Origin of the sequence: Streptomyces sp. NPDC050636 (assembly GCF_040654775.1) — a bacterium.
Classification (GTDB): domain Bacteria; phylum Actinomycetota; class Actinomycetes; order Streptomycetales; family Streptomycetaceae; genus Streptomyces.
On record NZ_JBFAIP010000049.1, the window covers coordinates 40,490 to 49,855 of the forward strand.

Consider the following 9,366-nt stretch of genomic DNA (forward strand, 5'->3'; position numbering starts at 1 on the left):
AGTAGGGGGAAGCGTGCAGGTCGGAGCGGTTTCTTGAGACTTCTGCACACCTCCGACTGGCATCTGGGGCGGTCGTTCCACCGCGTGAGCCTGCTCGCCGCCCAACGCGCGTTCCTCGATCATCTCGTCGAGACGGTCCGTAGCCGGGAGGTCGACGCGGTGCTCGTCGCCGGGGACGTCTACGACCGTGCCGTGCCGCCGCTCGCCGCCGTGGAGCTCTTCGACGACGCCCTGCACCGCCTTGCCGGGCTCGGCGTTCCCACCGTCATGATCTCCGGCAACCATGACTCCGCCCGCCGCCTGGGCGTCGGCTCCGGACTGATGCAGCGTGCCGGAATCCATCTGCGCACCGACCCGGCGGCCTGCGGAACCCCGGTGCTGCTCGCCGATGAGCACGGCCCGGTGGCGCTCTACGGGCTGCCGTACCTGGAACCGGCCATGGTGCGCGACGAACTGGGCGCCCCGCGGGCCGGGCACGCCGAGGTGCTGGGCGCGGCGATGGACCGGGTCCGGGCCGACCTGGCCGGGCGGCCCCCGGGGACGCGGTCCGTGGTGCTCGCGCACGCCTTCGTCACCGGCGGCGCAGCCAGCGACAGCGAGCGGGATATCACCGTCGGCGGGGTCGCTTCCGTCCCGGCGGCCGTGTTCGACGGCGTCGACTACGCCGCCCTCGGCCATCTGCACGGCTGCCAGACGCTCACCGAACGGGTCCGCTACTCCGGATCGCCGCTCGCCTACTCCTTCTCCGAGGCCGAGCACCGCAAGTCGTCATGGATCGTCGACCTCGACGCGGCGGGCGCGGTGCGGGCGGAGCGGGTGGACTGCCCGGTGCCGCGGCCGCTGGCCCGTATCCGGGGGCCGCTGGAGCGGCTGCTCGACGACCCGGCGCTGGCCCGTCACGAAGCGGCGTGGATCGAGGCGACGCTCACCGACGCGTCCCGCCCGCACGAGCCCATGGCCCGGCTCGGCAAGCGCTTCCCGCATGTCGTCAGCCTCGTCTTCGATCCCGACGAGGGGCCCGCCCGTTCGTCGGCCTCGTACGCGCAGCGGCTGCGCGGGCGCAGTGACCAGGAGATCGCCGAGGACTTCGTGGCACACGTACGGGCCGGACGCGCGGCCGACGAGGACGAGCGGGCCGAACTGCGGTCGGCGATCGACGAGGTACGCGTCGACGACACACTGCACGAGGTGGCGCGATGAGGCTGCACCGGCTGGCCGTCACGGCCTTCGGCCCGTTCGGCCGCACCCAGACCATCGACTTCGACCGGCTGTCGAGGGACGGGCTGTTCCTGCTGCACGGGCCGACGGGCGCCGGCAAGACCTCGGTCCTGGACGCGGTGTGCTTCGCGCTCTACGGGTCGGTGCCCGGGGCGCGGCAGAACGGGCAGGCGCTGCGCAGCGATCTCGCGGACCCGCTGACCCTCACCGAGGTCGTCCTCGAACTCACCGTGGGCGAACGGCGGTTGGAGATCACCAGGCTGCCCGAGCAGAGCCGTCCCAAGAAGCGGGGCAGTGGCACGACGAAGGAGAAGGCGCAGAGCCGGCTGCGGGAGTATGTGCCCACGGGGACGGCCGGTGCCGGGGACGGGCCGCCCGGCGACGGTACGGGCGACGGGTCCGGCGGCCACTGGAAGGCGCTGAGCCGCTCGCACCAGGAGATCGGCGAGGAGATCGGCCAGCTGCTCGGTATGAGCAAGGAGCAGTTCTGCCAGGTGGTGCTGCTGCCGCAGGGCGACTTCGCGCGTTTTCTGCGTGCCGACGCCGAGGCCAGGGGCCGGCTGCTCGGGCGGCTCTTCGACACCCGCAGGTTCGCCGCCCTCGAAGAGCAGCTGAACGCGCGCCGCAAGGCCGCGGCGGACAGTGTGGCGGCGGGCGACGAACGGCTGTTGGCGCTGGCCCACCGGATGGCGCAGGCCGCCGGGGACGGTGCCGATCTCGCCGATCCGTCGGTCCCCGCGCCGGGGCGGGCAGTGCCGGGCACACCGACTCGGGCGCGGGGCCGGGCGAAGGCGACCGTTCCCGCGCAGGCCGGGCCCGCCGAGGGCGGAGACCGGGGCGCGGCGGCACACACCGTCACCGGCCACCCCGACGCCCCCGTCCTCGGCCCCGGGGAGCCGGGATTCGCCGAGGCCGTGCTGGTCAGGGCCGCCGTGGCCCGGGTGGGCGCGCGGGAGCGGCTGGAGATCACGCAGGCCGCGGTGCACTCGGCCGAGACGGCGGAACGGGCGGCGGCCCGGCGGCTGGAGGAGGCCCATGAGCGGGACCGGCTCCAGCAGCGGCACGCCGACGCCCGCCGGCGGGCCGCCCGGCTCGATGCCCACGCCGAGCAGCGGGACCGTACGCGGAGCAGGCTGGAGCGGGCGCGCGCGGCCTCGGACGTCGCCCCCGCCCTCGCGCTGCGTGACGCGGCCTGGCGCGAGCTGGACGCCGCGCAGCGCGCCGAGCGGCAGCGCAGGACCGTTCTGCCGCCCGACCTCGCCGACTCCGGGAGTGACCAACTCGCCTCACTGGAACGCCGGTTGAGGGAAGACCTGGGTTCCCTCGCGGCGGCGCGGCGGGCCGAGCGGCGGGCCGCCGACATCGGTCTGGAGCGTGCCGCACTCGACCGTGAGGCGCGCGCCGACGAGCAGACGCTGCTGGACGCCGCGGAGTGGCTCGCAGCATGGGACACCGCCCGCCGGGCCCACCAGCGGCGTATCGAGACGGCCCAGGAAGCCGCGACCAGGGCGGAGCAGCTCGGCACCCTGATCGAGCCGGCCGCCGCGCGCCTGGAAGCGGCCCGCCGCCGCGACCGGCTGGCCGGCGAACTCGGGTCGGCCGAGGGGGAGTCGCTCACGGCCAGGGAGCGATCACTGGCCGCCCACGAGCACTGGCTCGACCTCAAGGACCGGCGGCTGCGCGGTATCGCCGCCGAACTCGCGGACGGTCTGCGGGACGGCGAGGCATGTGCGGTGTGCGGCGGGACCGAGCACCCCGACCCGGCCCGCGCCGGCGCCGGACACATCGACCGGGCGACCGAGGAAGCTGCGCTGGCGGCCTACCGCCGGACCGAGGACGTCCGCCAGGAGGCGGAGAACCGCTGCCAGACGGTCAAGGAGGCGCTGGCCGGTGCGGCCGCCGCGGCGGGGGACACGCCGACCGCCGAACTCGCCGCCCAGGTCGAGGAGTTGCGAGCGGGATTCGCTCGCGACCACGCGGCCGGAGCGGATCTGCACGCCGCGCGCGAGGCGCTGGGACGCGCCGAGCGCGAGTACGAACGACGCCGCGCCGAGCAGCAGAGTGCCGAGCGCCGGGTCGCCGCCCGTACCTCGCACCGTGAGGCTCTGGACCGTGAACGGGCCGTACTGGAAGCCGAGTTGAGCCAGGCGCGGGGCGACTGTGCGAGCGTGGCCGAGCGGGCCGCGCGGCTGGAACGCCAGGTCGCCCAGCTCGCCGCCGCCGCGGAGGCGGCGCGTACCGCGAACTCCTGCGCGGAGCGGCTCAAGGAAACCGACGCCGGACTCTCGGACGCCGCCTACCGCGCCGGATTCGACACCCCCAAGGCCGCCGCCGAGGCACTGCTGCGCGACGACGAATGGCGTACGCTCCAGCGCCGGCTCGATGACTGGCAGGCCGAATCTGCCGCAGTGGACGCGGAGTTGGCCGACCCCGACAACGTCGCCGCCGCGGCCCTGCCGCCGGCGGACCCGGACGGCGCGCGAACCGCGCTGGACGCCGCGGGACACCGGCTGCGCGCCGCCTCCGCGCACCACGCCGCGGCTCGCGAACGCTGCGCCGAACTCGACCGGCTCTCCGCCCGCGCCGACGCCGACGCCCGCGAACTGGCCCCGCTGCGCGCCGCCTACGACCGCATCGCCCGCCTCGCTTCGCTCGCCTCCGGCACCTCCACCGAGAACGAGCGGCGGATGCGCCTGGAGTCGTACGTCCTCGCCGCCCGGCTCGAACAGGTCGCAGCCGCCGCCAGCGCACGGCTGCACCGGATGTCCTCCGGGCGCTACACCCTCGTGCACTCCGACGAGCGGGCGGGCAGCGCCCGGCGCTCCGGCCTCGGCCTGCACGTCATCGACGCCTGGACCGGCCATGAGCGGGACACCTCCAGCCTTTCGGGCGGTGAGACGTTCTTCGCGTCGCTCGCGCTGGCACTCGGGCTCGCCGATGTCGTCACCGATGAGGCGGGCGGCACCCGCCTGGACACCCTCTTCATCGACGAAGGCTTCGGCAGCCTCGACGAACAGACCCTCGACGAGGTCCTCGACGTCCTCGACTCCCTCCGCGAACGCGACCGCAGCGTCGGCATCGTCAGCCATGTCGCGGACCTCAGGGCGCGCATCCCGGCCCAACTGGAGGTCGTCAAGGACCGGTTGGGCTCTACGGTGCGGCATCGGGTGCAGAGCTGAGGTCGTGTGGTGCGGGTCCGAGGGGCCGGTCAGTGGCCGACCGGGCGGCGGGCGGGGGCGAGTTCGTGCGGGGGCGCCGCTTGGGAACGGCGTAGGTTCTTGCCTGTTCGTGCCTGGTTTTTCCTGGCCCTTCCTTGATCATCTTTGCCCTTCTGTCCCCCGCTTGTCCCCCGACGGGTCCCTCTTCGTCAGTGGCTCGTCGGAGTGAGCCGACCGCATCGCATCGCTGCAGATGAGGAGGCGTGGGGTAATCGGATGACCACCGTTTAGAGTTCGCGGTTCTGAGCTTGGAGAGGTGTCCTGCCCGATCGGGGGCTGCTCGCGTGGGGTGGGGGAGGCCACGTGTCGGGCTGGAGGATCACGCGCTGCGTTGCAGGATCCCAACGACATTCGCGGTACAGCCGGTTGAAGTCGTGCATGGCCTCGGGGTCGTCATCAATGCAGGGCTCGTAGCCGCCTGGTCTGGGGCGGCAGTAGCCGTACTCGATGCATTCGGCTTGGCCGGGGCGGGTGCCGGTCCAGACGGTGTTGCAGGTCTCGGGTGGGTGGCAGGCGGTGCGCTGGAGTCCGGTGAGTGTGCAGCGGGCTATGCCGCGGTGGTCGAGGTGGAGGTTCCGGGGCGTGCGGAGCAGTCGGGGCAGGGGTTGTGGGGGGCCAGTGGCGGGTGGGCTCGTGGGTGAGGTTGCCGATCCAGAGGTTGCGCAGGTCGTGGTCGAGCTGGTGCGTGTCGGCGACGGCGTGGAAGGCGAGGGTGCGGTGGAGGAGTTCGCGGAGTTGGGGTGTGGGGAGTTGCGCGGTTGCCCAGTGGAGGGTGAGGCCGCCGGCGGGGTGGTGGGCGGCCCACGTGGTGCGTAGGCGGGTGGAGGCGGTGAGTGGCATGTCGGGTTTGCTGGTGAGTCTGGTGATGTGTGAACCGTTCTCTTCCAGCCATCCTTGGGCGATTCTGGCGTAGAAGCGGACGAGGGATTGCCTTGCTTTGCCCAGATCTATGGCTGTGCTGCGCTGCATGTGGATCTCGTCGCGGCCTCCTTTGCCTTGGTGGTGCTCGATGGGCAGTTCCAGGTCGGTGCCGGGGGCGATCCGGAGCTGGTGCGGGCGGCGAGGACGGTGAAGGTTTCTCCGGTGGAGATGTGGCGCGGCGGGTCGAGGGGGGCTCGTGCCGCGAGGCGGGTGAGCTTGCGGTAGATCCAGTGGCGGCGGCGTTCGGCGAGGTCTGCGGCCTGGCTGTCGGTGGTGCTGTGGGGGCCGCGGACGACGATCTTGCCGGTGGTGGTGACGTCGAGGTCGAGGGTGGTGCGGTTGCTGGTTTTGAGGGTGATGGTGGTGCCGCCGACGGGGATGGGTTCGCTCGGTCTTATAGGTCACTGCGTTGGTCCTTCGTGTGTAGGGAGGGCCCTGCCTGCTTGGTGAAATTCTGCTATCCATGCGGGCAGGGGTTGGGGCGTGAGGGTGGTCAACAGGTCAGTCGGCTGGCCCGGGGATTGCGGCGCGTCGAGCGGCCGCGATGTCGGCCCTCAGCTGTGCGCGGGCTTTGCGGAGCTTGGATGTCGCGATGCGCAGGGACTGCTGTGCCTGTACGAGCCGTGCTGCGTGCTTCGCTTCCCGTTCGGTGAGGCGTTCCACCTGGCGCTGGTAGTGCTCGACCCTTTCGGCGTGGATCTCGGCGGACGGGCGTCTGGGCGCGGTCTGGGTGGGGGCCTTGCGTTGCTTGGCGAGTTGGGTGCGGGCGAAGGTCAGGAACTCCTCGCGGGGCACGTACTTGTTGCGTCGCTTGCCGATGCCGGTCAGCAGGGCGATCTTGGGGAAGTTGGCATGCCGGGCAGCCCAGTTGCTGACCGCGCTGCGGGAGACGCCGACGAGGTCCGCGCCGGCGGCGAGGTTGATCAGCTCGTCTTCCCTGTCGACGAACTCCGGGCGCAGCCAGGTGACTGAGCTGATGTTGGCGGAGGGGGTGGTGCGGTGCATGGTGTGGTGATCTCCGTGTGAGGCTCTGGGTGCAGCCCGTCGTGGGCCGCACCCGGTGGGCCGTCGTCAGGCGGCGTCCTTGGCCTTTTGTTCGCGGGCCTTGGCCAGCTGCTCGCGGCCGGTGGTGAGGACTTCGTTCTCGATGTCGCTGAGGACGTAGCCCTGGTTTTCGAGGAAGGTCAGCCAGTCGACGGTGTTCACGTGGATGGAGTCGCGCCAGGCGTGATCGTCCATGGCCTCGTACTCATACATGGCGGCGACTTGGGCGAGCAGCAGGCGCCAGCGCCGGGTCTTACCGGTGCGTGCGATCAGCTTGGTGAAGGGGGCGGTGACGCGCTGCCACACGCTGGGGCTGTCGTGGTTGGGGTCCTTGACCTTCAAGAACGCGGCGACCAGATCCGTGCGGTGCCGTGACACGTACTGGGAGTACGTGTGGGAGGTGCCGGTGATGGTGTTGAGGATGAGTTCCCAGACCTCGTTGGACGCTTCACCAAGGGCGTCGCACATCTTGGTGATGAACTCCTGGCGGACCAGCCGTACGGAGCGCCACGCCTTGTTGTAGCGGATGGTCTTGCGCCGGGCTTCCTTCTCGGCCTCCGTGGTGGTAGAGGATGCGGCGGACTTGGCTGCCTCGGGGGTCAGCTCGTGGTGGTTCTTCTTCCAGTCGGCGCACAGCCACGTCACCTCTGCTTCCCAGTGGTGGACGGAGGCTGCGTGCCCGGGGCAGCAGGCGTGGGCATCGGGCGTCATGGGCTTGCCCAGTTGGGTCAGCAGGTCTTCCAGTGGCCGGCTGCGGGTCTCGTGCCAGGTGCGCCTCCAGTCGATCATCGTGATGCCCGCGTTGGTGAGTTCGGCGATCAGTCGTGCCCGCTTGGCTTGGTCGGCATTCTTCTCGCGGAGTTCGTTCATGGCGTGTGCCCAGTGGCCGCGGTTGCCGGTGCCCTCGGCGAGGTCGCGTTCCTTTGCCCGCTGCAGCTTGTTCCGGGCGTAGTCGATGCTTTCGACTTCCTGGAAGTCGGCCAGTTCGACCAGGTCGAAGTCGGCGTCGAGTCCGGCTTGGAGGGAGGCGTTGGAGAGGTTGGATGCCTGCTGGGCGGCGTCCATCTCCTCGCGGGTCAGGCCGATGGTTCTGGCGTGCCGGTCCTTGACGGCCGAGGGGACGTCCATGAGGGAGAGCTGCTGGGCGGCTTCGATGTAGTCGCGGGCGTGGGTGTCCTTGCGGTGCTTGTTCTCGATCACTGACAGGGCCAGGGCCTCGTCGTCGACGCCCTGGAGGTCGTCGCGGATGAGGGCGGGCACGAGCATGTACGGGCGGCCTTCGTCCTTGGCCTTCTGGGCGGCTATGAGGGCTGCCTTGTTGCGGCGCTGGCCGAAGATGATGCCGAGGCGTCCTTCGTTGTCGCCGGTCTGCGGGCGCAGCAGGAGGAGGCTTTGGACGCCGACTTCCTGGACCGAGGTGATCAGGTCAGGGTCGGGCTCGGTGGTGTCTTCTTCGTTGTGCTCGCGGTGGCGGCGGTGGTTGTAGGGGTCGATGACGAGGTCGTGTGGGTCGACCCAGGCGAAGTGACCGGTAAAGGCAGGCAGGGCTTCAGGGTTCTCGGTGGTCTGCTCGGTGTCGATGACGGCGACGGACATGGGCTCGTTCCTTGGGTGGTGCGGGGTGTGGGGTGCGGGCAGCAGGAGCTGCCCACACCGTGGTCGGGCTCGTGTGATCAGGCGGAGGCCGCAGCGACCTTCTTGGGCTTGCGCTTAGCCGGGGCGGTCTTGCGACGCGCGGCGGGTGGGGTCGTCTTCCTCGCGGTGCGCTTGCGCGCGGGCTTTGTCTTGGCTGCCGGGGCCGGGGCCGGGGCCGTGGCCGTGTCCGGTGCGGGGGCGGCGGTCGGCTCTGCGGGCCGTGGTACGGGCTGTTCGTTCCGCTCCGGCTGGGGTTCGGGAGCCGGGATGCGGGTGCCGTTGGCGCGGAGCGTGCCGCGCTCGCTGCTATGGCGGCGCGGGTCGGCCAGGCCGGGAAACAGCCGCAGGTGGAGGGTGGAGATGAGGGTGTCGAGCGGTGCTTCGCTGTCGGTGAAGTGGGCGGCTGCGTTGTAGCGCGGGCCGGGCTGGGCGGGGTCGTGGGCGAAGGTCTGGGCGGCCATGCCGTCCCACAGCCGGCGGAGGCCGAAGGTGCGGCCGTCTGTGTGGGCGAAGCGGATGGTCTGCTCGTCGCCAGGTGTGTCGTCGTCCTTGCTCCAGCCCTCGCCGACGGCGTCAAGGATCGGATCGGCCAGGAGGTAGAGGTCGATCAGGGATAGGCGGGGGGTTTCAGTACTGGTCATGAGCGGGCTCCAAGAGGTGTCAGTGCGGGTGGTTCAGAAGGAGATGCAGATGACCGCGTCGTGGAGCAGGTCGCGGATCGTGTCGGCGTCGTCGTCGGGGATGGCGGTGAGATCGCCCGTGGCGGTGTATCCGGCGAAGACGACGGGGCCCTGGACGATGTGGGGGAGAGGGTGGGCCAGGGCGTGGACGGCGAGAGCTGCGTACAGGTTGGGGAGTTTGTGGGAGCGGTGGGCGCGTGCGAGGGCCACGATGGAGGTGCCGCCGGGCCGGTGGATGTAGTCGATGGCTTCGGCGTGGTCTAGGAGGGCGCGGCCGATGACCTTGCTCTGCTCGCTGAGGGTGGAGCCGATGTTGAGTTCGCGGACCGTGCCGTCGATGCCGACGTACAGGGCGGTGGCGGGAGTGATGTCCGAGGTGGTCATTGCGGGTCCTTCGGGTCGCTGACTGGTGGGTTTCCCCTTAGCTCTTAACTAAATTCTACTATCTATAGAGGGGGCGTCAACTGCGTTAGTGCAGGTCAGGAGGGTGGCGGCTAGGTCACACACCAGCCCGTGTCCCGTCTCAGATGATCTGGTCCCTGGTGATGCATGTGTCCTACAGCGATCAGAAGAACTGAGGCCCTGTGACCCTGGAAATCTCAGTGGATCTGGTCTCGGACGCGCGGTTGCCCGGTGCCGTGTCAGTTGAT

The 9,366-nt window shown here is 70.8% G+C and carries 8 protein-coding genes; 3 read left to right on the plus strand and 5 right to left on the minus strand.

Going from position 1 to position 9,366, the window contains the following annotated elements:
* Positions 1-33: 33 nt before the first annotated feature.
* The 3 genes from AB0I10_RS27650 to AB0I10_RS27660 all read left to right on the plus strand — a co-directional run bounded on the left by AB0I10_RS27650 (position 34) and on the right by AB0I10_RS27660 (position 5,252).
* Complete coding sequence (locus tag AB0I10_RS27650) at positions 34-1,200, plus strand: exonuclease SbcCD subunit D (protein WP_363155346.1); 1,167 nt, start codon at positions 34-36, stop codon at positions 1,198-1,200.
* Positions 1,197-4,397, plus strand: a complete 3,201-nt coding sequence (locus AB0I10_RS27655; protein ID WP_363155347.1) for an SMC family ATPase — start codon at positions 1,197-1,199, stop codon at positions 4,395-4,397. The genes AB0I10_RS27650 and AB0I10_RS27655 overlap by 4 nt, the downstream gene beginning before the upstream one ends.
* A gap of 672 nt (positions 4,398-5,069) precedes the next feature.
* The gene (locus AB0I10_RS27660) at positions 5,070-5,252 is read left to right on the plus strand and encodes a hypothetical protein (RefSeq protein WP_363155348.1); all 183 of its coding nucleotides are present in this window, start codon (positions 5,070-5,072) and stop codon (positions 5,250-5,252) included.
* A 131-nt stretch (positions 5,253-5,383) separates the two neighbouring features.
* Here the strand turns inward: AB0I10_RS27660 and AB0I10_RS27665 are convergent, their stop codons facing one another.
* From AB0I10_RS27665 to AB0I10_RS27685, 5 genes are all read right to left on the minus strand, one after another.
* Complete coding sequence (locus AB0I10_RS27665) at positions 5,384-5,755, minus strand: YgjP-like metallopeptidase domain-containing protein (protein WP_363155356.1); 372 nt, start codon at positions 5,753-5,755, stop codon at positions 5,384-5,386.
* Between the two features lie 103 nt (positions 5,756-5,858).
* Positions 5,859-6,362, minus strand: a complete 504-nt coding sequence (locus AB0I10_RS27670) for a hypothetical protein (RefSeq protein ID WP_363155349.1) — start codon at positions 6,360-6,362, stop codon at positions 5,859-5,861.
* Between the two features lie 66 nt (positions 6,363-6,428).
* On the minus strand, positions 6,429-7,997 hold the full coding sequence (locus AB0I10_RS27675) for a ParB N-terminal domain-containing protein (RefSeq protein WP_363155350.1): 1,569 nt from the start codon (positions 7,995-7,997) through the stop codon (positions 6,429-6,431).
* A 77-nt stretch (positions 7,998-8,074) separates the two neighbouring features.
* Positions 8,075-8,677 (minus strand): hypothetical protein, encoded by a 603-nt coding sequence (locus AB0I10_RS27680; protein ID WP_363155352.1) that lies wholly within the window; start codon positions 8,675-8,677, stop codon positions 8,075-8,077.
* A 33-nt stretch (positions 8,678-8,710) separates the two neighbouring features.
* Positions 8,711-9,100, minus strand: a complete 390-nt coding sequence (locus tag AB0I10_RS27685; protein WP_363155353.1) for a hypothetical protein — start codon at positions 9,098-9,100, stop codon at positions 8,711-8,713.
* Positions 9,101-9,366 lie beyond the last annotated feature (266 nt).